The 22,420-nt window shown below is 44.4% G+C and carries 15 protein-coding genes; 6 read left to right on the plus strand and 9 right to left on the minus strand.

All coding sequences use genetic code 11. The features are described 5' to 3' along the window. Nucleotides 1–14: 14 nt before the first annotated feature. From HWQ47_RS07345 to betI, 5 genes are all read right to left on the minus strand, one after another. Entirely contained in the window at nucleotides 15–719 is a 705-nt protein-coding gene (locus HWQ47_RS07345; protein ID WP_269971687.1) for a TorF family putative porin, read from the minus strand. 14 nt (nucleotides 720–733) lie between these two features. Then, the gene (locus HWQ47_RS07350; RefSeq protein WP_269970517.1) at nucleotides 734–1,951 is read right to left on the minus strand and encodes a BCCT family transporter; all 1,218 of its coding nucleotides are present in this window, start codon (nucleotides 1,949–1,951) and stop codon (nucleotides 734–736) included. A 254-nt stretch (nucleotides 1,952–2,205) separates the two neighbouring features. After that, complete coding sequence (gene betA / locus HWQ47_RS07355) at nucleotides 2,206–3,891, minus strand: choline dehydrogenase (RefSeq protein WP_269970518.1); 1,686 nt, start codon at nucleotides 3,889–3,891, stop codon at nucleotides 2,206–2,208. A gap of 9 nt (nucleotides 3,892–3,900) precedes the next feature. Then, on the minus strand, nucleotides 3,901–5,364 hold the full coding sequence (gene betB, locus HWQ47_RS07360) for a betaine-aldehyde dehydrogenase (protein WP_269970519.1): 1,464 nt from the start codon (nucleotides 5,362–5,364) through the stop codon (nucleotides 3,901–3,903). Then, the gene (gene betI, locus HWQ47_RS07365) at nucleotides 5,355–5,960 is read right to left on the minus strand and encodes a transcriptional regulator BetI (protein ID WP_269970520.1); all 606 of its coding nucleotides are present in this window, start codon (nucleotides 5,958–5,960) and stop codon (nucleotides 5,355–5,357) included. Before betI ends, betB begins: the two co-directional genes overlap by 10 nt. 530 nt (nucleotides 5,961–6,490) lie before the next feature. Between betI and HWQ47_RS07370 the strand changes: the two genes are divergently transcribed. Then, entirely contained in the window at nucleotides 6,491–7,465 is a 975-nt protein-coding gene (locus HWQ47_RS07370) for a nucleoside hydrolase (protein ID WP_269970521.1), read from the plus strand. A 211-nt stretch (nucleotides 7,466–7,676) separates the two neighbouring features. Here HWQ47_RS07370 and HWQ47_RS07375 read toward each other — a convergent pair whose 3' ends face one another. Then, a complete protein-coding gene (locus HWQ47_RS07375; protein ID WP_269970522.1) occupies nucleotides 7,677–9,086 on the minus strand; it encodes an FAD-dependent oxidoreductase in 1,410 nt (469 codons plus the stop codon). Between the two features lie 96 nt (nucleotides 9,087–9,182). After that, nucleotides 9,183–13,631 carry a glutamate synthase large subunit gene (gltB, locus tag HWQ47_RS07380; protein ID WP_269970523.1) on the minus strand — a complete coding sequence of 1,483 codons (4,449 nt, stop codon included), beginning with the start codon at nucleotides 13,629–13,631 and terminating at the stop codon, nucleotides 9,183–9,185. A gap of 517 nt (nucleotides 13,632–14,148) precedes the next feature. Here gltB and HWQ47_RS07385 point away from each other — a divergent pair. The 3 genes from HWQ47_RS07385 to oxyR all read left to right on the plus strand — a co-directional run bounded on the left by HWQ47_RS07385 (nucleotide 14,149) and on the right by oxyR (nucleotide 16,756). After that, entirely contained in the window at nucleotides 14,149–15,075 is a 927-nt protein-coding gene (locus tag HWQ47_RS07385) for a TIGR01212 family radical SAM protein (protein WP_269970524.1), read from the plus strand. Between the two features lie 175 nt (nucleotides 15,076–15,250). Continuing rightward, the gene (locus HWQ47_RS07390; protein WP_269970525.1) at nucleotides 15,251–15,616 is read left to right on the plus strand and encodes an Hpt domain-containing protein; all 366 of its coding nucleotides are present in this window, start codon (nucleotides 15,251–15,253) and stop codon (nucleotides 15,614–15,616) included. A gap of 228 nt (nucleotides 15,617–15,844) precedes the next feature. Next, a complete protein-coding gene (gene oxyR / locus HWQ47_RS07395) occupies nucleotides 15,845–16,756 on the plus strand; it encodes a hydrogen peroxide-inducible genes transcriptional activator OxyR (RefSeq protein ID WP_269970526.1) in 912 nt (303 codons plus the stop codon). Nucleotides 16,757–16,820: 64 nt separating this feature from the next. On the opposite strand, the gene HWQ47_RS07400 is transcribed toward oxyR, so the two are convergent. Then, nucleotides 16,821–17,900 (minus strand): adenylate/guanylate cyclase domain-containing protein, encoded by a 1,080-nt coding sequence (locus HWQ47_RS07400; RefSeq protein ID WP_269970527.1) that lies wholly within the window; start codon nucleotides 17,898–17,900, stop codon nucleotides 16,821–16,823. Nucleotides 17,901–18,177: 277 nt separating this feature from the next. Then, on the minus strand, nucleotides 18,178–18,849 hold the full coding sequence (mutH, locus tag HWQ47_RS07405; protein ID WP_269970528.1) for a DNA mismatch repair endonuclease MutH: 672 nt from the start codon (nucleotides 18,847–18,849) through the stop codon (nucleotides 18,178–18,180). A 690-nt stretch (nucleotides 18,850–19,539) separates the two neighbouring features. Here mutH and rppH point away from each other — a divergent pair. Both rppH and ptsP read left to right on the plus strand, forming a co-directional pair. Further along, the gene (rppH, locus tag HWQ47_RS07410; RefSeq protein WP_269970529.1) at nucleotides 19,540–20,070 is read left to right on the plus strand and encodes an RNA pyrophosphohydrolase; all 531 of its coding nucleotides are present in this window, start codon (nucleotides 19,540–19,542) and stop codon (nucleotides 20,068–20,070) included. A gap of 88 nt (nucleotides 20,071–20,158) precedes the next feature. Further along, the gene (gene ptsP / locus HWQ47_RS07415) at nucleotides 20,159–22,393 is read left to right on the plus strand and encodes a phosphoenolpyruvate--protein phosphotransferase (protein WP_269970530.1); all 2,235 of its coding nucleotides are present in this window, start codon (nucleotides 20,159–20,161) and stop codon (nucleotides 22,391–22,393) included. Nucleotides 22,394–22,420: the final 27 nt, after the last annotated feature.

A 22,420-nucleotide genomic window follows, 5' to 3' on the forward strand; every position in this document is an offset into this window, starting at 1 on the left:
TGAGCAAGGCCTACTTAAAAATCAAAGGTTCTGGCGATTGACACTACAGCGCGAGTATCGGAAGTGTCGGTGTCCATGCTGGTATCTTCAACGGCGAGATTAAAGTCAAAACCTTTGAAGCTTGTCATGTACTCTGCACGGAAGTGGTTATAAGATTCATCACCATCCCAGGCCCATTTAGCCACATCTCTTGATGTTGAACGGTCAATGCTGACACGAATGTCATGACCTTCTGTAAGGGTAAACGTGTGTGCAGCCATCATGATGTAGTGGCCAACATCTTGCCCGAAGTAATCCCAGGTGTACCAGAAGTTCAGCTCACTTTGACCGATTGATGAGGCGTAACCAAACTTAGTGTAAGCCTCTGGGTACTGGTATTCGCTTGAAGCATCGTCACCGTGGTAGGTGTAATAGGCAATACCTGCGTCGAGAGAAGCGCTGTCGTTTAGCTGGAAGTATTTTCCGGCGTAAAAATCAAGCTCTAACCAAGTGTCATCTTCTGAGCCAAAATCAACATTTGAAGCCCATGAACCTATATACCAACCAGAATCTGCCGCGTAGTCTAGACTGGCCTGCAACGCTGGGTTGTTGTCTGTTTGGCTAACACCGTTAAAGGTGTAGTCTGATGTGGCGTTAATGGTTGAACTAACACCTGCTATTGCTGTGGCTGGTAAGGCGATTAGGCCGACTAGTGCAAGTTTTTTTATTGTGTTTTTCATCATCTCTCTTCTTTTTAGTTAACTAATTCAATTTTGCTGAAATCAATTTTGTTCTCTTTTGGCGAGTGCTCAATCGCTGCGACCTGCTGATACTTGGTTGCCATGATATAACCAAAGCAAGCCAGAATTAGGCCTATTGCTAATGCACCAACCCATTGTATCTCTAGGAAATTCAATTGGAAAAGCAAGGTGAGACCGCTCATAAGAGCGATATTGCCTATGATGTACTTGGTTTTGCCTAAACGCTGGACAGTAAGGTTGAGGTTGTCGGTGTAGAGGCGGATTAATGAGTCGAGTGAGTTCACCACAAACGTAATTCCCACCATCACCATGGCCAGATTATAGAAGCCGGTGGTGGCAATCTCATTAGCGCTGTAGTAGTACAAGATGGTAAACCAAACAGCGATTGGCAGTGATGGGAACACCATCATGGCAATCAGTACTTGATAGGTTTTCATGCCGCCCACAAAGCGTGAGGTGAACTGGCCAATCATGATGCTCCAAGCAAACCACCAGAATAAGTAGAATTCATGGTAATCATTCATCGGCAGGACGAAGTGGTGGATGTTACCGAAATAGTCACCAACCATGGCAAATGTGGTGAAAAACTCGCCGACACCAGAACCGTCAGATAGGAAAGCCCCAGCCCACATGATGCCGATTAAGGCCATGAATAACCAAGTGCTGGCTAAGCTGAGTATACGAACATAGCGGATGCTGGTGCTTGAGTAGACGGCAGTGGCAATGATCACAAATACGATGAGATAGAAGCTACTGACAATGGTTTCACCATCACCCATTTCGGGCAAATACCAAGGCAAGTTAGTCAACAAGAGGTAAGCGGTAAAGGCACAAGTGCCGATAATCACTAGATTGTTGATAAACTTGATCAGTGGAATTTCAAAGAATTTTACTTTGGGCTCTATTACGCAGAAATAGAAACAAGTTAAAAAGTAGAATGCCCAGATTAAGAACGCCCAGAAACCAAACTCAATGGCCAAAGGGTTAGTAAACCCATATTCAGGACTCGCACCTAAGTCGGCATAACCTGCAAACTCAGTGAGCGGGAACATGATTAATCCGACATCCAATCCTGAGGTAAACAAGATGGCGATAAAGGTAAAAGTACGTACCGGTGTCACACCAATACATTTAACATTACCCCAGCGATAAATCACAAAGGCAATAGCCGCGAAAGTAAATAGTATCCCAATAGTAAGCCAGGTTGTCATGATTAAACTCCTGACTTAATTTTTTGATAAAACATAGGGTTATATCCTTGTTTTTATTTTAGTTATGCCGTTGAGCAACAAATTTTGGTTGCAAAAATCCCTCAAGCCTTAATTATCGCTTTCACGAAAGTTAAGGTTTGATAGATTCAATTTGGCGATTAGGGCCATTTAGCTTTTCAGCTTAGGCAGGCCTTGTACCTAGATTGTTCAATTTTCTCATTAGGAAAATGAATAAATTAAATCAATAAAGTGAGTTATCTTGCTGGTAGTGTGAGCCGTTGTTGCTGTTGCCAGTTATCACTAATACTGACCTTTGCACTGCTTGGTGCTAGTGGCGTCTTACCTAGAATAAGATCGGCTGCACGTTCGGCTAACATGATGGTCGGCGAGTTAAGGTTGCCATTGGGAATAGTGGGGAAAATAGAGGAGTCAACCACTCTAAGACCTTGTAAACCGTGGACTCGGGTCTGTGAGTCGACAACCGCCATAGCATCTTCACCCATTTTGCACGTGCAAGATGGGTGGTAGGCACTCTCAACGGAACTTCTGACAAAGCTGTCTATCTCTTCATCGCTTTGTACTGAAGTGCCGGGCTGGATCTCTTCGCCGCGGTACTCATCCAGTGCTGGCTGATTGATGATTTCACGGGTTAAGCGAACACAGGCGCGGAAACCTTCGATATCATCTTGATGAGAGAGATAATTAAATTGGATGGCCGGTGCAACATGGGCATCGTTTGAAGTCACTTTTACGCTGCCGCGACTCTTAGGTTTGTTGTGACCAACATGTACCTGAAAACCGTGACCAGCAAAGGCTTCTTTGCCGTCATAGCGCATAGCAGCTGGCAAGAAGTGGTACTGGAGGTCCGGCCACTCAAGTCCTGCTTTTGAACGGATAAATCCACAAGATTCAAAGTGGTTGGTTGCGCCGAGTCCTGACTTATCCAATATCCAACGCGTACCGATTAACAGCTTGTTTAGTGGATCGAGCTTACCGTTCAACGATATTGGTTTTAAGCACTTAAACTGGAAATAGAACTCGAGGTGGTCCTGTAAATTTTCACCGACGCCTGGTAGCTCGTGTATCCGTTCAATACCAGCCTTAGCCAATGTCTCAGCAGCACCGACACCTGAGAGTTGCAGTATATGGGGCGAGCCAATCGAGCCAGCAGACAGCACCACTTCTTTGTTGGCAAGCACGTCGAAATGTTTACCTTTACGCTCAAAGTGAACACCGATGGCTTTTTTACCATCAAAAAGTACTTTATGTACCAAGGCATGGGTGATCACCGTTAGGTTTGAACGTTTCATGGCCGGCCTTAAGTAGGCATTAGCGGTTGACCAGCGCACACCATTTTTAACGGTCATGTGCATAGGGCCAAAACCCTCTTGCTGAGCGCCATTGTAATCGGCCGTTGTCAAATATCCTGCATCCACGCCCGCATCGACAAAAGCCTGATACAGAGGGTTTTTCATATTGTTGCCGTTATTGACCCCTAATGGGCCATCGACGCCACGATAATCATCTTCGCCAAACGCCCAGCTTTCAGCTTTCTTAAAGTAGGGCAGGCAATGGGCATAATCCCAATCTTTTGCTCCCTCTTGCTGCCACTCATCGAAATCTCGGGCATGGCCGCGAACATACACCATGCCATTAATCGATGATGAGCCGCCTAATACCTTGCCTCGCGGGCAATGCATGCGGCGGTTATCAAGATAAGGCTCTGCTTCAGTTTCAAACTGCCAAGCATATTTCTTGGTGTTCATCGGGATGGAGAGTGCCGTTGGCATCTGAATAAAGATGCTCTTATCGCTACCGCCGGTTTCGAGTAGCAACACCTTATTATTTGAGTCTGCTGATAATCGGTTAGCCAGCACGCAGCCCGCACTGCCTGCACCAACGATAATGTAGTCGTATTTTTCACTTGTAGATGAGGTCATGTTAGCGCCTTAAAATGGACTTTCAAGAGGCTGCATACCAACGTATACGGCTTTGATTTGGGTGTAAGCTTTGAGTGTTTCGCTGCCATTTTCGCGGCCAATCCCTGACATCTTATAGCCACCTACTGGCATTTCTGCCGGTGATGCACCATAGGCATTGATCCAGCAAATTCCGGCCTGCATTTGATGAATAACACGGTGGGCGCGAGTAATGTCTTGGGTAAATACGCCTGCGGCGAGTCCTAGACGGGTACCGTTAGCGCGGCGGATCACCTCATTTTCATCACTAAAAGGTAGCAGTGACATCACTGGGCCAAAGACCTCCTCTTTGCTAAGCGTCATCTCATCGCTGCATTGGCCGAAGATAGTCGGCGCAACAAAGTAGCCGTTAGGGCTATTGTCAGGCGTTAACGCATGACCACCTGCTAACAGTTCGGCGCCCTCTTGTTTGCCTATTTCGATATAACTGAGGACGTTATCTTGATGATCTTTGGAAATAAGAGCACCAAAGTTGGTGGCAGGATCCATAGGATCGCCACAGACGATATTATCTCGGGTACGCTGCAGTAGTTTTTCGACAAAGATAGGGTAGATATCTTGTTGTACAAATACGCGAGTGCCGTTGGTGCAGATCTCACCTTGGGTGTAAAAATTGCCCAACATAGCTGCTGAGACAGCATTGTCGATGTCAGCGTCATTGAAGATAATCAATGGTGATTTTCCGCCAAGCTCCATGGTGACCTGTTTAAGCGAGCTGGCTGCTGCGGCCATCACTTTTTTACCTGTACCGACTTCACCGGTGAAAGAGATTTTGGCTATCTCTTCATTATTGGTTAGCCAAGCACCGACACGGCCGTCGCCTTGAATGACGTTAAACACGCCATCGGGAACGCCAGCTTGGGTGAATATTTCAGCCAACTTCAGTGCGCCAAGTGGTGTTTCTTCTGATGGTTTAAAGATCATTACATTACCGCAAGCCAGCGCAGGTGCGGCTTTCCAACAAGCAATTTGTAATGGATAGTTCCATGCGCCAATACCAGCACAAATCCCCAGAGGCTCACGGCGGGTATAATAAAAATCATCACCAACGGTTTGCTGATTACCTTCGATGCTGGGTGCAAGTCCTGCAAAAAATTCAATTGAGTCGGCCCCTGTTACCACATCGACAACAGACGCTTCTTGCCAAGGTTTACCAGTGTCTGTTACTTCAATTGCTGCGAGTTCGTCGTTGCGTTCACGTAGCAACGCAACGGCTTTCAATAAAATCCGGCTGCGCTCCATGGCGGTCATTTTTGACCAGGTATTGAATCCCTCTTTAGCACTTTTGATGGCGGCTTGTTGAATTTTCTCGTCAGCGACTTCGACTAAGTAGCTGACCTTTCCTGTGGCTGGATTGGTGACTTCAAAGGTTTCGCCTGTTTCATTATTGAGCGCTTGGCCGTGGATATAATTTGGGTAAATAACTAGTGACATCGGTTTTCTCCGTACTGCATGCACACTGCCTTGATAAAGGCTTTACATAAGATTTGGGCCTGTTCGAACTCTTTTTCCGGTGCGGGGCTTAATGCACTGCGTAGCCAGAAGCCATCGATCATGGCGGCAGTTTGTTTCGCTGCGTTGATGGCATCGACATTGGGAAGTCGCTGTTTAAAAGAGAACAACAAGTTGCTATATAAACGTTGACTGTTGATATGCTGAAGTCTGGCAAGTCCTTGTTCATGCATGGCTTGTGACCAAAAGCTCAGCCAGGTCTTTGTTGCTGGTCTTGAACGTTGTAGCTCGGTGAAGTTTGCTTCAACAATCGCCTGCAACCGCTCAATAGGTTGCATCGTTTTACCGAGTGTACGACTTAACAACGCCTGTTTAAGTTGTTCAAGCAGGTATTTCTGGGTTGCTTCAATTAAGCCTTGCTTACCACCGAAGTAATGGCTAATTAAGCCCGATGATAAACCTGCTAAGCCGCTAATGGTGTTGATTGTCGTATTGTGTAAACCATGACGTTCAACAGAGACCAGTGTGGCGTCGATGAGCTGTTGTTGTCGGACGGTTTTCATTGGCGGGCGTGGCATAAAAAAGCGAACTCCTAGTGTTGTTATTGTGGCTATCTTTATTGGTCTTGTTATTAATTGAACGTTCAATTAATAACAACTCTAATGGTTAGAGTTGTAACTATCAAGCTTTATTCAGAATTGAGATACATGTCACGGAACTCTCTGGCTGAATTGTGCTTGGACGTGTGCCTTCTCAAGTGTTTGTTTGTTATGAATTAAAAGCAGTGATTAGATATTGTTCAGATGGGCTGAATTAAATACAGTTTGATTTCGAGTTAATATTTAGTTTTAGCCGTAATTATAACCTTTGGTGGCATGGCCATAGAAGAAATAGATTTATTCATTTTAATCTTGACTATTAGGTTCGCCTTGTTGAAAGAACTTGCCGCGCAGTGAAAACAGTAAGCGATTTTTTGATATGAACAACTTTGTACTCTTTTCAGGATAAGTTTGATGATTTATCACAATAATTGACTGATTGATTTCGTATATTAGAGAACAGGTGAAACATAGAAGATTGGCAAGCCAAGCAACAGGATGAAAAACAGATGATAAAGAAAATCATATTAGACACAGATCCAGGTATCGATGATGTTATGGCCATCATGTTTGCAGAGGCGCACCCAGAGATAGAGCTAAAAGCCATTACCACCATTTTCGGTAATGTGACGATAGATACAGCGACTCATAATGCGCTTTACCTAAAACAGAAATACCAATTGCAAGCTGATGTAGTCAAAGGGGTGAGCAAACCATTAGTTAGGCCACCGGTTGGACCAACGGTAATGGTTCATGGTGAGAGTGGCTTTGGTGATGTAGAGGTGCCGGTCAAGGTTGAGGGCGCGGCCGATACTCGCAGTGCACATCAATATATCATCGATGCGGTTAAGGCTGAGCCGAATGAGATCACGCTTGTGGCAATAGGCCCTTTAACAAACTTGGCGTTAGCGCTGCAGGCTGAGCCTGATATCGTTAATCTTGTCAAAGAAGTGGTGGTGATGGGAGGTGCTTTCGGGGTTAATGATCATCGTGGGAATGTAACTCCTTATGCTGAGGCTAATATTCATGATGATCCCCATGCGGCGGATATTGTTTTTAGCGCATCGTGGCCTGTGGTGATTATTGGTCTGGATGTCACCGAACAGAGTTTCTTTACGGGGAATTATCTTGATCGACTTCGAGATGATGCTGGTGAAGTTGGACAGTTTATCTGGGATGTTAGTCGATTCTACTTGAAGTTTTACAAGCAAAGAGTGGGTATAGATGCCTGTCATGTTCATGACCCTTCGGCCATCGCTTATGTGATAGACCCAGAGCTGTTTACGCTAAGAGATGGGCCCGTGCGAGTGGTTACAGAGGGACCAGCAGAGGGAATGACGATTCAAAAGTTTGATGATCAAAATTATCCCCATGACGAGTGGTCAAAGCATACTCCACAGAGGGTAGGTGTGGCAGTAAAAGATACTGAACTACTGGAGATCTACAGACAGTGCATCATAGATTATGCTCATAGAATGCGTTGATTTTAATATGCTGGAGCGGGTTACATCGCAAAGTCGATATTGAAGCCCGTTTCATTGCCAGTCCCTATCTCTCTTGTCGCATAGTGGCTCCTGTTGTTTAGTCACTAGTGAACACAGACAATAAAAAAGCGCATCAATGGATGCGCTTTTTAGTTGTAGACATGATCAAAATAGCTCGAAGACTTATTACTCAAACTATTATTGCTTAGGGTTAGTCCTCAAAGGTATTGAGAATACCTAGAGCCGCATCTCGCCCTTCAGCGATGGCGGTGACCACCAGATCTGAACCGCGTACCATATCACCACCAGCAAACACTTTCGGATTGCTGGTCTGAAATGGATTGTCGGCTGCTTTAGGGGCGATAACGCGTCCCCATTGATCTAAGTCGACATTATGGTCTTTTAGCCAAGCAGCAGGGCTTGGCTGGAAACCAAAGGCAATGATGATGGCATCAGCGTCTAAAAGTGCCTCACTGCCCTCAATGGCTTCTGCGCGGCGACGGCCACTGCGATCCGCTGCTCCCATCTGAGTCTCAACACAGGTGATGCCAGTGACGACACCCTCTTGGGTGTCAATCGCAACGGGTTGTCTGTTGAAGAGGAACTTCACTCCTTCCTCTTTGGCATTTTGCACTTCACGGCGAGAACCTGGCATATTGGCTTCATCGCGTCGATAAACACAAGTGACCTCTGCAGCGCCTTGACGTATGGCAGTTCGAACACAATCCATGGCGGTATCACCACCGCCGAGCACCACTACTTTTTTGTCTTTTAGGCTTAGATAGGGAGACTCAGGATCACTCGTCCCCATAATGTGGTGAGTGTTACCGATAAGGTAGGGCAGGGCTTGATGAACACCTTGAGCATCTTCACCTGGTAGACCTGCTTTCATTGCAGTGTAAGTGCCCATGCCGAGAAAAACAGCATCATAGTCAGCAATGAGCTTTTCGAAAGTGATATCTTTGCCCACGTTAATGCCCATTTGGAACTCAATCCCCATGCCTTCGAGCACTTCACGGCGGGTAGCCATGACGGATTTGTCCAACTTAAAGGATGGAATACCATAGGTGAGCAAGCCACCAATCTGTGGATTCTTATCAAATACCACAGCTTGGACACCATTACGGGCAAGAATATCAGCACAACCTAAACCAGCTGGTCCAGCGCCTATAATGGCGACGCGCTCTTTACGAGGTGTGACCTTGGTTAAGTCGGGACGCCAGCCTTGAGCAATGGCGGTATCAGTAATGTATTTTTCTACATTGCCGATAGTGACCGCTCCAAACTCATCATTGAGGGTACAGGCACCTTCACAAAGCCTATCTTGTGGACAAACTCGGCCACAAATCTCCGGTAAGGTATTAGTTTCATGAACCAGATCAGCGGCCTCTAATATACGTCCTTGCTGGGCGAGCTTTAGCCAATTTGGGATGTAGTTGTGTAGCGGACACTTCCACTCACAATAGGGGTTACCGCAGTCAAGGCAACGATCGGCTTGCTCATCGACTTGAGTCTGAGCAAATGGTTGATAGATCTCGATAAACTGCGTAGCACGTTTCTTTGCTGGGTGCTTTACGGGATCTTTGCGGTCAACTTCAATAAATTGAAAATCATTACTCATGAGACGTTACTCCGCAATGATCTAAGGTTTTCATTAGGCTTGCTACCGAGCTTTCGGGATCCATTTTTGATGTGAAAATTATTATTCATATAGATGTTACCCCGCGACTACAGCTAGTTCTGGTTGTGATTGCTCGAGCTTTAATAGATCTGAGACCGGCACATTTTTAGGTTTGACTAAGACAAAGCAATCGATCCAATTCTCAAAATCAGCCAACAACATCTTGGCATGCTCACTGCCTGTTTCGGCTAAGTGTTCCTCGATCAAGCCTTTTAAATGGTGCTGGTGAATGGGTGAGCTGACCTTTTGAGTATCAACCATCTCAGTGTTCACTCGACGATGAAAACGTGCATAACGGTCAAAGACATAGGCAAAGCCTCCTGTCATACCTGCTGCGAAGTTAACTCCTGTTCTTCCTAGAACAAGCACCACACCACCAGTCATATATTCACAACCGTTGTCACCGACGCCTTCAACGACGACAATAGCCCCTGAGTTACGTACGGCAAAGCGCTCTCCAGCAGTTCCTGCTGCAAACATTTTGCCGCCAGATGCACCATAGAGACAGGTGTTACCAATAATGGCCGAGCGTTCACTTTGGAATGTACTGCCTAGAGGTGGATGTATCGTGAGTTTGCCACCAGACATGCCTTTGCCCACATAATCATTTCCGTCACCACAGAGGGTGAGTTCAAGACCGGGACAGTTCCAGACACCGAAACTTTGCCCTGCAGTGCCGTTGAACTTGATCTGTATCGGCTGCTTCGCTCCCTCCTTGCCTACCGTTTGTGCGATAAAGCCTGAAAGCGATGCACCCACAGAGCGGTCGGTGTTGTTGATATCGAATCTGGCTTGAAATGACTCTCCGGCAATAACGGCATCACGTGCCGCGTCGAGTAGCTTGATATTAAGCTCACCTTTATCGGCAGTATGATTAAGCTCTCGCCAAGTCTTTGCACTGCCTTGAGGTATTTTAGGCGTATATAAAATCGGTTTAAGATTCAATCCTTGCTGTTTTGTAGTTTGCCCTTCTAGCGTGGTTAACCATTCGCTGCGCCCGATAAGATCTTCAAATTCCGTCACACCCAGCGCGGCCATGCCTTCACGGATCTCTCTTGCCACAAACTCAAAATAGGTCATAACGCGCTCAGGTAAGCCGTGATAATGCTCATTTCTCAATTGTGGGTTCTGAGTGGCTACACCTGTGGCACAGTTATTAAGGTGACAAATACGCAGGTACTTACAACCTAGGGCTATCATAGGGACGGTGCCGAAACCAAAACTTTCGGCGCCGAGTAAGGCGGCTTTTAGCACGTCTTGTCCGGTTTTTAATCCTCCATCAACCTGTAGGCGTATCTTGTGTCTTAAACCATTTTCGATCAGAGACTGGTGTACTTCAGCCAATCCTAGTTCCCAAGGACTGCCGGCATACTTAACTGACGAGATTGGGCTTGCACCCGTTCCGCCATCGTAACCAGAGATGGTGATCATATCGGCATAAGCTTTGGCGACACCGGTAGCTATAGTTCCCACACCAGGCTCAGACACGAGCTTGACGGAGACCATAGCCTTTGGATTGATCTGCTTTAAGTCAAAAATCAGCTGGGCCAGATCTTCAATCGAGTAGATATCATGATGAGGCGGTGGTGAGATGAGTGTCACCCCTGGTCTTGCGTTACGTAGGGCTGCGATTTCGACACTGACTTTGTGGCCAGGTAGTTGGCCGCCTTCACCGGGTTTTGCGCCCTGTGCAACCTTGATCTGCAACACTTCAGCATTCATCAAGTAGTGGGCGGTAACGCCAAAACGTCCAGAGGCGATCTGCTTGATTTTAGAATTTCGCTCAGAGTTGAATCGGCTTGGATCTTCGCCGCCTTCGCCTGAGTTAGAGCGGCCACCTAGGCGGTTCATTGCTACGGCTAATGCTTCATGGGCCTCAGGACTCAATGCACCAATGCTCATGGCGGCGCTATCAAACCTTGAGTAAAGCGTATCTGCCGATTCAACACTGTCGAGTGCCACTGCTGGTAGCTCGCCTTTTATCGCGATAAGATCACGTAAGGTGGCTATGGGGCGTTTATCAACCAGTTCGGTAAATTTCTTATAGCTTGCATAATCTCTCTCTTTCAAGCTGGCCTGTAGCGTGTTGACCACATCGGGATTGAAACAATGATATTCACCGCCTTCAACATATTTCAGTAAACCGCCTTGGGTCAATGGCAAGTGGGCACGAAAAGCCTGTTTGTGCAGGAGAATCTGATCTTGCTCCAGTTCGGTAAAACTGGCACCTTCGATACGACTGATGACTCCTTTAAAACAGAGTTCAACTACCTTACTGGCAATGCCTATGGCTTCGAACTGTTGGCTACAACGATATGAGGAAACTGTACTGATCCCCATTTTTGACATGATTTTCCTAAGGCCTTTATCTATGCCGTGACGGAAGTTAAGCATTAACTGATAATTTTCAGGAATATTATTGAGTTTAGCCATTGCCGAGATGCTCTCATAGGCCAAATATGGGTAGATTGCAGTCGCTCCGAAGCCGAGCAGTACGGCGAAATGATGTGGGTCACGGGCCGAGCCAGTTTCTACGACGATGTTGGTGTCACAACGCAAACTCTTATCAACAAGAATTCGTTGAACGGCTCCGACGGCCATCGCAGCCGGAATGACCTGTTTCGACTTGCCAGTAGCACGGTCAGACAATATCAATAATGTTGTGCCTGTGCGAGCCAATCGTTCAGCTTCATCACAGATGCGGATAATCGCTTGTTCAAGGCCTTCGCTAAGGTCATAGTTAAGGTCCACGGTGTTGGCGCGATAATAAGTTGAGTCGAGTGCCAACAACTGATTAAAGTCACTATAAAGCAGCACTGGGGAGTTAAACATCACCCGATATGCATGCCCTGTTGTCTCATTAAATAGGTTCTGCTCTCTACCGACGCAGGTAGAGAGTGACATTACATGCTTCTCTCTCAATGGATCGATAGGTGGATTGGTAACCTGAGCAAATTTCTGTCTAAAGTAGTCGTATACAGTACGTGATTTCTTAGAGAGCACGGCCATAGGGGTGTCATCACCCATGGAGCCCGTGGCTTCTTCCCCTTTATGGGCCAGAACCCATATAACCTGTTCCAGCTCCTCTCGTGAGTAACCAAAGTGCTTTTGGTATTGCAGCAGTTGATCGGCGCTAAATTCACATATCCCTTGCTCTGCTGCGGGGATCTCTTCCGCTGGAGTCAGGGTTTGACTGTTTTTTGCCATCCACTGCTTGTAGGGGTGACGGCGCTTGAGATCGTTATCTATTTCAAATGAGGAGTAAAGTTGACCGTTTAGGGTATCGAGTACTAACAGCTCGCCCGGGCCGACACGGCCCTTTTCTATTACCTCATCGGGTGCATAGTCCCAGATCCCCACTTCTGAGGCTAAGGTAAGGATCCTGTCTTTGGTGATCACATAGCGTGATGGGCGCAGGCCGTTACGATCTACGGCACACGCAGCATGTCGACCGTTGGTCATCACAATACCTGCGGGTCCGTCCCAAGGTTCCATATGCATGGAGTTGAAATCGTAGAAGGCTTTAAGTTCCTCATCCATTTCAGGATTACTCTGCCATGCTGGTGGAATAAGTAAACGCATTGCTCGGTAGAGATCCATACCGCCAGCGAGCAACATCTCAAGCATGTTATCCAGTGAAGAAGAGTCTGAGCCGGTCTCATTGACAAAGGGAGCAGCTTGTTGCAGATCCGGTAACAGTGGTGCGTTAAACTTATACGCACGGGCACGGGCCCACTGTCTGTTACCGTTAATGGTATTAATTTCACCGTTATGGGCCAAATACCTGAAAGGTTGAGCCAGTGGCCATTTTGGCGAGGTGTTAGTCGAAAATCTTTGGTGGAATAGGCAGATTGAGCTCTGCAGTCTGATATCGGCAAGATCTAAGTAAAACTCTGGTAGATCCGCAGGCATCATTAAGCCTTTATAGACGATCACTTGACCAGATAGACTGGCTACATAGAAATCTTTATCGTGGTGAAGTTGTTGCTCCAAACGACGTCTTGCCATATAGAGACGACGTTCAAGATCTTTTTCTCGCCAACCGATGGGTGAGTTAATGAGTACTTGATATATCTGAGGTAGACTCGCTCTCCCAATAGAACCAAGTACATCAGCATTGACCGGGACCTTTCGCCAGCCTGCAACACTTAATGTCTCTTTTTCCAGTTCGCGCTCTAATAGGAGTTTAGCCTGATCTGCTAATTGCTCATTTTGGTTAAGGAAAAACATGCCAACGGCAAATTTACGACTGAGGTGCCAGTCGTTCTCGGCGGCTATCGCTTCGAAAAATTTAACAGGAAGTTGCATCAACAATCCGCAACCGTCGCCTGTACGCCCGTCAGCAGCGATCCCGCCACGGTGTTTCATACGGTCTAAGCCGTGAATTGCAGTTCTTACTATGCGATGGCTAGGTTCGCCATCCATCTGGGCTATCAGGCCAAAACCACAATTGTCTCTCTCGAAACTGGGGTGATACAAGCTCATACACAAACTCCCTAAACTTAAACTAAATACTACGTCGGGAAAAATGTTGTTATATCTATATATATTCACCCGAACCATTCAAATTAACGCTTGAGTAGATAAAGGTCAAACCTAATAATTGAATAAGTAATGTACATTTCATGCAGTTTCACCACGACCAAAGTATTACCTTACGTTGACGTCAACTGGAAAATTGTTTATATAACCTTATGAATAAAAAGAATTTACGTGTTTTTCCATTTTATTAGTTAATGAAATGTAACAAAGCTTGGTGGGGATATATTTTTGAGAAATATGATTTTCACTGTAAAAATAGTGCATTGTTAGCTAGATTCGCATTTGCTTATTTATGCAGTCTTGATGAGTTAACTTCATTTTTATACCTATTTTTTTGCTGAATCTCTATTTCTGTTATTTTTTCTCTTTTGTTGCCATTTGACCTTTGTTTGATTTGGCACCACTTTTTTGATTGTGTGATGCATTAGAATCTACTGATTAATTCTTATAGTAGTAAAAAATGGGTTTAGATCAGTTCGTCAACACGTTTGGTGTTGCCTGTAAAAAGCAGTTTGGTGAAAAATTAAAGAAATTAACTATTGACGCAAAATTTACCTGTCCAAATAGAGACGGTACCTTAGGTAAAGGTGGCTGCACCTATTGTAATGTGGCTTCTTTTAGTTATGAGCATGGTACTGAGCTATCGATACCTGAACAACTGAATAAAGGTAGGGAAAGGTTTGCCGGACGATCGACAAAGTTCATCGCATATTTTCAAGCTTATACTAGCACTTATGACGAATACCAGGTACTAAAAGATAAGTATGACGAGGCCGTTACCGATCCTGATATCGTTGGGTTATGTGTGGGAACTCGGCCGGATTGTGTCTCTGATGACGTGATTGAGCTACTTGTTGGTTATCAGGAGCGTGGAATTCAAGTCTGGTTAGAGCTGGGACTACAATCGGCAAATGATAAAACACTAAAGCGCATTAATCGGGGTCATACGATGGCCGATTATCTCGACACGGTGACGCGGGCCAGAGCCAGGGGTATTAAGGTCTGTACTCATCTTATTCTAGGTTTACCGGGAGAGGGGCATGTAGACTATCTTAATAGTCTACATGCGGTACTCGAAGCTGGCGTTGATGGGCTTAAGTTACATCCACTGCATATTGTCGAAGGTAGCACTATGGCAAAAGCATGGCGCAGTGATCGAATAGCGCTACTGTCAATGGAAGATTACGCTTTCAGTGTTGGCGAAATGATAAGGTTTACGCCAAAAGAAATTATTTTTCATAGAGTTACTGCTTATGCGAAGAAACCCATACTATTAGCGCCCGATTGGTGTGTTTTTCGTTGGAATGGTTTAGTGGCTATTGTTGATGATTTGAAAGAAAAAGGTGGGCAGGGAAGTTATTTGATTTCTAAGTTAAAAATGACCTAAAACCCTTGTAGGAAATGGTTAAATGACAGATTCTATTAACAATTAGTTATAAGGTGGTTAATAAATGAATGTTTTTTCGGTCTTATGACTCATTTAGTTGCACCAGTAATTATAGCGGGTATTATGTTGTAAGTTAGTTTGTATACAATCAAGAATTTTTGAGAGGTGCCTTAATATGGCAACAGCTGGGATAGAATCAATTTTAGATCTTAATACTCTAGAGCAATACTGCAGCGCAATTGGTGCTGGCACTTTACTCAAAAGTGTCGTTTTATTTGAGCAGTTAATGCCTGAGTATGTTGGTAACTTGGTTAATGCCAAAGAAGCTCAGGATAAGGACACATTATGTTCTGAAGCTCACAAGTTTAAAGGTGCTGCCGGTTCAGTAGGTCTAAAACGTATTCAGCAGCTAGCTCAACTACTTCAGCATGGTGAAGATGCTGAGTGGGCTGATGGACACCAAGCCTGGTTACAAGCTATTGTAGATAATGCTAGTTTAGATCTTGCTGAACTTAAGTTGTATTTGGAAGCAAAAGCCTAAGTTAGATTGAGTCTGTTTGTATTTCAACGCACTAATCTTTAAAGCGCTATTTTAAAAGCACTAATGAAGTTTGCTTCATTAGTGCTTTTTTGTGTCTGACTTTTAACGGTTGTACGTAATATCAGAGGCCCTTCACATTTCGAAATCACAGAACACGTAAATTGTGGCCAAACTATGCTAAAGTCATATTGAATTTTTGGATGACAATCTTAGTTGGTAATCGATTTTATGAAGCATTTACCCAGTTTAAAAAACCTCTATTACCTAGTGAACCTCTACCAAGAGCAAAACTTTAATCGGGCAGCGAAGATATGCCATGTGAGCCAATCAACGCTCTCTAGTGGTATACAGAATTTAGAGGAACAACTTGGTCATCAGTTGATCGAGCGTGATCATAAATCATTTATTTTTACTGCGATTGGTGAGGAAGTCGTGATCCGCTCACGTAAGTTGCTTACCGATGTCGATGACCTTGTTGAGCTGGTGAAGCACCAAGGAGAGCCGATGACTGGTGATATACGTCTAGGTTGTATTCCGACAATAGCCCCGTTTCTACTGAGTCGTGTTGTGAGACATTGCCAGCAAGCTTATCCAGATTTGACTATGTATTTGAAAGAAGATACGACGGAAAGGTTGATCGATGCGTTGGGTAAAGGAGAGTTGGACCTGTTATTACTCGCTTTACCTGTTGATACCAGTGGCTACCATAGTATGAAGGTGGGTATCGATCCCTTTAAGCTGGTAGTACACACTGAGTTGGTTGGTGAAATTAATGAACCATTGGATTATCAATCACTGCCTGATGAAAGTATTTTTCTACTACAAGCTGAACATTGTATAACCGGCCATGCCATCAGCGCCTGTCAGTTAGGGGATAGTGCAAAAGTTAATCCATTCGCAGCAACGAGTCTTCATACGCTGGTTCAAATGGTTAACGGTAAGTTGGGTACCACATTTTTACCTCAGATGGCAATCGATGCGGGGATCCTTAATGATACTGATTTGGTGGTAATGCAACCACCTGGTGAAACACCGTATCGAGATATCGGCCTTGTGTGGCGGCAAACATCGAGTCGGATTTTAACTTTTAGAACCATAGGGTTAGCGATTCAGGAGTTATTGAGTAAAGAGATAAAGTAATCTAAAATTAGGATAAATACTGGTTTAGCCTGCAAAACCTAAGTTTATCTCAGGCTTTTGTGTCTCATTGAGTTGGCTGGTTGCTTGAGACACCAAACACTTCGATTGAGTGTTGTTTCCCCTTTAATTTTATCGGACCAAGATTGCTCAGTATATATTGGCCACTGCCTTTGTCTAATCGCGATTCCAGAGAACCTGAAATCAGCATTCTCTGGCCCAATGGGTTACATTGGTCCTGAAGTCTGGCTAACGTATTGAGCACATCGCTAAAGTAGCTTATCTCTTGTTTCTGCACCCCAACGACAGCCGTCACGACTTGACCACAATGAGCCGCCGCTTTAAATTTAGGAACGAAGCCATACTGTTCTTCGAAATATTGACGTTGCCAGTTTAGTTGTTGACTAAACTCAAAATAGATATTAAAACAGCGATCTTGCAACACGCCATCTTTTAAAGGCCAATGTATTAATACTGCGTCGCCCATATAGCGGTATATTTCGGCTTCGTTATTGATCACTGTGTCAGATAACAAGCTGAAACTATCTTGAATTAATCGACTAAAGCGGTAGTCACCTAGTGTCTCTGCATGCGTTGTTGAGGCAACCATATCCAGATAGAGAAACAATCTTTGCTCATATCTAGGTTTATGGTATTTACCTAGACCTATATTAAGTAAAACACGTGGACCAACAAGTAAGGCCATTTGTTCGATAAAAGCTAAGCCAACTCTAACGACCACAAGGTAGACGATAAGAGCCTGAAATGAAGGACTGTAGAGAATATGTGCTGTTAGCATCTGTCTCAAGGTGGCCATATGGTTCTCTATGGCCCACATATTGAGGTACTGGGTAATATAGGCAAGCGTCGTGGCGCCAAGAAGGAGAAATAGCCCTTTAAAAATCACCGAGAACAGATAAGGGAGACGATTGATCGCACTAAAGTCGGCAATCAAGTTAGACATCCAATGTAGACTACCGAAGATGATCCCCATATATACAGCCAATGTAGCTAGATCTGCAGTTCCTATAGCCCATTGAGGTAGCTCAGGTGATTGTGCGTAGCGAAAGAACACAAATGCCGCCATGGCGATTCCCCAAGCGAATATTGCAAAAATAAGTTTTTTTGCTTGTATGCGGGCTCTCACAGTAACGGGGGTATCCTAAGGCTGGCGGTCTGGGGCGCTATTTTATAGAAAAGACCCACTACATTTCCAGTAGTATTTGTGATCTTAGTCAAATGAAAGCCAGTTTCAGTGTTAAATGAGACTAAAACTGTAGAAATACTCGAATGTGTCAAAAAAACGTCTTGGTTAAAGCATTTAGAGCTGCAAAATGAATGCTAACAGCTTGTTTGTCTTGGTGATTGAGTGGTGAATCTTGTTGGTTAAATGTTGCTAGGTTATCGGTCGCGTGAACATTTTGCTAACTGAATGCTCTGGATAAAATTGATTGGGTGAATGGGATCTTGAGATAAAAACCTCTAGGGTTCGTCAATTGAGTCGTGCCATCAATCCCTATGCTTTGAGTGACGGAGCGACTATTTGCCCCTTTTGGCCTAAGTTGTAGCACTTCACCATGTCTGGCTGTTAGCTGCTTTACCTGTCCGAGTGCAATAAATTCCATGATCTCTTCCCAGTCTTGCTTTAACAGGGCAAGCTCAGTCTCATTTGGGCTCCATAAAATAGGAGTGCCGATTTGCCGTTGGGAAACGGGGATTGCTCTGTCTCCTTGAATGGGAACCCAAAGTACTGTCTGCAATTTATGGCAAACCACACTTGTTTCCCAAGTTAAGCCTTGGATATCAATTAAGGGAGCAACGGTGACATAAGTTGTTTCTATCGGTTTTCCTCTAGCATCTACGGGGATTGTTTTAAGTTCTACGCCGAGATGAAGAAAATCTGGCTCAGGTCTGGAACCTGCTAATGCCCCCAGTTCATATTCAATTAATTGACCGACCCAACCCTTGTCGCGTTTAAGGTTAGCCGGAGTGGTAAAGCCATGAGAATGCGCAAGCTGGCCTAATGTTAATCCTGCCATATCATAGGCACGACTCATTAACTCAACGATTGTTTTGGGAGAACGGGGGGCTGTCATTCAGTTATTTTACCTAAGCTGATAGAGATAGCAATCTGTGGGCAAAAAACACACAAGTTAACGTGTGTTGATAACTTATTTTTAGGTTGCCATCTTAAGTTGTTGATAATAAATGTGAAATAACATAAAAAATTAACACGTGGTAATCTAATTTTGAGCCAGTTTGGTTTTACCCCAAACTTCCAACATACTTATCCACAGTTTTATTGGATAACTTCTAAATATGAATCTAAAGCTCTAAAATTTTGAGATGTCAAACATAATATTAGTGATTAAATTAATGAATTAGATTAATTATCCCTTTTGTCTGTGAATAACCTAGAAATTTTAAAGCTGGATAATTTAAAAGTTATTCATTGATTAATAAATGACCTTTTTTGATTTTTAGTGCATATAAAAATACAGCGTCTATTATTATCTATATGTAATTAAATGGATTTTAACTATATTGTTAAAATTTTTTACATTGTGGAATTTGCTCTCTATTTATGTTTTCAACTGTTATAAATGAGTTAGGAACAGAGATATCCACAGAAATTGTGGATATCCTCACATGTTCAATGGCGGTGCTGTTGATAAAAACAGATAATTTGTTTTTTTATCCAAGATTATTCTATAACGGGATATTTGCCGAAGGCCCTGCTTTGTGAAACAATCGAGCCATTAGAATGGTGAATTCACGGAGTCCATGTGATTGATAGTGACGGCTTTCGGGCTAATGTGGGCATCATTATCTGTAATCGTTTTGGGCAGGTTATGTGGGCGAGAAGATTCGGTCAACATTCCTGGCAGTATCCTCAAGGTGGCGTCGACGAAGGCGAGACCCCTGAGGAAGCAATGTATAGAGAGCTCTATGAAGAAGTTGGACTAAGGCCTGAGCATGTTCAGATCTTAACTTCAACTCGCTCTTGGTTACGTTACAGATTACCCAAACGCTTAATTAGACAAGATAGTAAGCCGGTATGTATTGGACAGAAGCAGAAATGGTTCTTGCTACAACTTAAAAGCAGTGAAAGTGCGATAAACTTAAATGCCAGTGGCCATCCTGAATTTGACGACTGGCGTTGGGTTAGTTATTGGTATCCCGTTCGACAAGTGGTGTCATTTAAACGCGATGTTTATAGAAAAGTCATGAAGGAGTTTGCACCTACTGCGCTACCATTTCAGGCTTGGGAGTCTCACAGCAGCAATAGTAATTTAAGAAGAGGTCGACGACGTTAAATGCTGATACATTAAACTCCCCTTTTACCTACTAGAGGGGAGCCACTATCTGAATATTCCTGACTAGGTGAAAATGGAGGTTTACTAAGTGTTAAAGACACTAAGAGATATTACACAGGCTGTTGCGGCAGCTCAGGATCTCCATTCAGCGCTAGAACTCTTGGTGACTCAGACAAAGTTAGCGATGGCAACTCAATGTTGTTCAATCTACCTATTAGAGGGACGCAAACTTGTTTTATCGGCGACAGATGGCTTGCTTACTGATGCTGTGGGTCTAGTTAAAATGTCCCTCAGTGAAGGTTTAGTGGGGCTGGTTGCTGAACGTGAAGAAGCTGTTAACCTTGCCGACGCTCGACAACATCCTAGATTTAAAGAGTTTATAGAGGTAGAAGAAGACAGCTATCGGGCATTTCTTGCCGTTCCCATCATCTATCAAAAACGTATCTTAGGTGTCTTAGTTGTTCAGCAGATTGAAGCCCGTCAGTTTAATGAGGGGGAAGAAGCTTTCCTGATGACATTAGCTGCACAGCTCGCCATGGCTGTTAGAAACCTGAAAATGAAAGATGAAGTACAAAGCAGTCAAAATCAACTTCATTTTACGGGTACATCCGCCGCTAACGGTATAGCTATCGCCCATGCCTTAGTACTAGGTGCCCAGATATCTCTGGAACAAGTTGATTCTCGCACTAAAGATATCGTGTCTGAAGAAGCTAGATTACACAATGCTATTGAGGCTTGTAAAAATACACTGACCTCCCTATCTCAGCGGTTCGAACAAGAGCAAGATAATGAAGTCGTCTCTATTTTTTCTGCGCTTCTGCTGCTGCTTGATAATGCCAGTTTAGGTGGAGAATACATTAAAGAAGTGAGAGGCGGTTGGTGTGCTGTCTCTGCTGTGAGCCGTGTTTCACTGCGTTATATTGAACAATTCACTCAGATGCAAGATCTCTATCTGAAAGAACGAGCTAGTGATATTAGAGACTTAGGGCAACGCGTGTTACGCTTGCTAATTGAGCCCGAAAGGATGGAGGTTGATCCGGGGATCCCGGTCATCTTAGTCACAAAGGAAGCTGATGCTACTATGTTAGCAGAGTTTCCTCGGCACAAGCTCGTGGGGATTGTGACTGAACAAGGTGGGGTAAATTCCCATGCCGCTATTTTAGCCAGAGCCTTAGGCGTACCGGCTATCATAGGTGTTGAAGGGATCCTTAACGCGGGTATTGATAAGAAGTTGCTTATCATTAATGCCAATCGAGGTCAGTTACTCGTTGATCCCTCTCAGACGTTAATTAATGAATATCGTCATTTGATCTCTGCCGAAAAAGCGTTACAGCATAAATATGCGCTGGAGCTGAATTTACCGGCCGAGACCATTGACGGTAAACGTATTCATCTATATCTAAATGCTGGTCTATTAAGCAGTTTAGCGTCAGAAATTGCTGAAGGTTCTGATGGCGTTGGTCTCTATCGCACTGAGATACCATTTATGCTACAGCAGAGGTTTCCCAGTGAGTCAGAGCAGATAAAAGTTTACCAAGAGGTGCTAAATGCCGCTAGTGGCAGGCCTGTTGTGATGAGAACTTTAGATGTTGGCGGAGATAAACCACTTTCCTATTTTCCTATCAATGAGGAAAACCCTTTTCTTGGCTGGCGAGGCATCCGCTTATCACTCGATCATCCAGAGCTTTTTCTCGTTCAACTTAGGGCTATGGTTCATGCCGGTGGAGAGGGAGAACAATTGCATATCCTACTGCCGATGGTGAGTAACCTTGATGAAATTGACCAAGCAAAAGCTTATTTAGAACAGGCTTATTTCGAACTGAAGAACGACATTAATCCAAATATTGTTAGACCTAAGCTAGGTATCATGTTGGAAGTGCCTGCTTTGTTGTTTCAGTTAGCGGAAGTGGCCAGACGAGTCGATTTTATATCGGTGGGATCCAATGACTTGACTCAATACCTGTTGGCTGTGGATAGAAATAACCCAAGGGTAAGTACACTTTATGATTGTTATCACCCGGGGATATTACGAGCCTTAAAGCGAGCTCGTTTTGATTGTTGGCAGTATAATCTACCTGTAAGCGTATGTGGAGAGCTCGCCGGAGAACCTATCGGCGTTATTTTGCTGGTTGCGATGGGGTATGATCAACTGAGCATGAATCAGGGCAGTTTAGCTAAGGTCAATTATCTTCTGAGACGAGTCTCACATTCTGATCTTAGTGAACTGTTAGAGATGGCATTGACCTTAAGTCATGGTCACGAGGTGAGGGAGTTGGTGAGGTGTTATTTCGAGTCACGAGAGTTAGGTGCACTGCTTAACTAATTATTATGCCCCTGCCATTTTTGCTAT

Source organism: Shewanella sp. MTB7 (genome assembly GCF_027571385.1).
GTDB lineage: Bacteria > Pseudomonadota > Gammaproteobacteria > Enterobacterales > Shewanellaceae > Shewanella.